Source organism: Actinoplanes sp. NPDC051633 (assembly GCF_040681735.1).
Taxonomy (GTDB): Bacteria; Actinomycetota; Actinomycetes; order Mycobacteriales; family Micromonosporaceae; genus Actinoplanes.
Genome location: NZ_JBFAZH010001690.1, coordinates 1 through 1,252, shown reverse-complemented (window position 1 = coordinate 1,252; position 1,252 = coordinate 1). Strand labels below are relative to the sequence as shown.

Sequence of the window (1,252 nt, the reverse complement as noted above, 5' to 3'; positions counted from 1 at the left end):
ACCAGCCGCTCAGTGTGCTCGAGGCGTTCGGCTGCGGCGTACCCGTGGTCGGCACCGACCTGGGCGGCCTGCCCGAGCTGATCACTCCCGGTGTGGACGGTGAAGTGGTGCCCGCCGACGACCCGCAGGCCCTCGCCGGCGCGCTCGCGCGTACCCTCGGCTCTCCCGAACGGGCGTGGCGCATGGGCCTTGCCGGGCGCGACAAGGTCGCCACCCACTTCGGCCCGGCCGAGCATCTCACCGGGCTGCGTGCGGCCTACGCCGCGGCCGGCACCCCGGTGGCGGTCGGATGAGCGTCCGCGTGCTTTTCCTGGCCGGCAGCGGGCGCAGCGGCAGCACCCTGGTGACCACCGCGCTGGGCCAGCTCGACGGCTTCTTCGCGGCCGGTGAGCTGCGCTATCTGTGGCAGCGGGGTCTGGTCGACGACCGGCCGTGCGGCTGCGGGGCGACGGTCCGCGAGTGCCCGATGTGGGCGCCGATCCTGCGCGATCTGCCCGCGCACGACTCGGCCGGCATCGCCGAGCGGCTGCGCACCCGGCTGCGGATGCGCAACCGGCTGCGCGTCGAGCCGCACCCCGACGACGAGGTGATCGCCGCGCTCTACCGCTCCCTGGCGGAGCGCACCGGCGGTTCGATCATCGTCGACTCGTCGAAGCTGCCGCCCTACGCCGTGTTGTTGCACTCCCTGCCGGGCATCGACCTGCGAGTCGTGCACGTGGTGCGGGATCCGCGCGCGGCCGCCTTCTCCTGGCGCCGCCGCCGCTCCCTCGACGGCGACGACCGCCTCATGACCCGCCACCCGGTGTGGAAGGCCGCGCTGCTCTGGTCGGTCTGGAACGCGGCCGTGCTGCGGCGCTTCGGCCGCGGCGCCTACCTGCGGGTGCGTTACGAGGACCTGGTGCGGGACCCCATTTCCTGGGTACGCCGGATCGCCGAGTTCGCCGGTTCCGCCCCGCCGGACCTGCCGATCAGCACCGACGGCGTGCTGACGCTCGCGCCGACCCACTCGGTCGCCGGCAACCCGATGCGGCACCGCACCGGCGCCGTGCCGATCGCCGCCGACGACGAGTGGCGCCACGGCATGTCCCGCCGCTCGCACGCCGTCGTCACCGCCCTCACCGCGCCGCTGCTGCCGCGGGGCGGCGACCCCGTCGGCCGGCGGGCCCCGCCGGGGGCCGCGCCCACGGCGCCCGCACCCCGGGGGGCGGGTCCCCCCTGGGGCAGGAGCGGCGCTGCCGGCCCCCCGCGCTCG

The 1,252-nt window shown here is 76.3% G+C and carries 2 protein-coding genes; both read left to right on the top strand.

What is annotated here, in order from left to right; all coding sequences use genetic code 11:
- A partial coding sequence (locus tag AB0M20_RS44360; RefSeq protein ID WP_364307590.1) for a glycosyltransferase family 4 protein occupies positions 1 to 293 on the top strand: 293 nt, incomplete at its 5' end.
- Positions 290 to 1,252, top strand: a 963-nt coding sequence (locus AB0M20_RS44355) for a sulfotransferase (RefSeq protein WP_364307588.1), incomplete at its 3' end; no start/stop codon positions are given. The genes AB0M20_RS44360 and AB0M20_RS44355, both read left to right, overlap by 4 nt.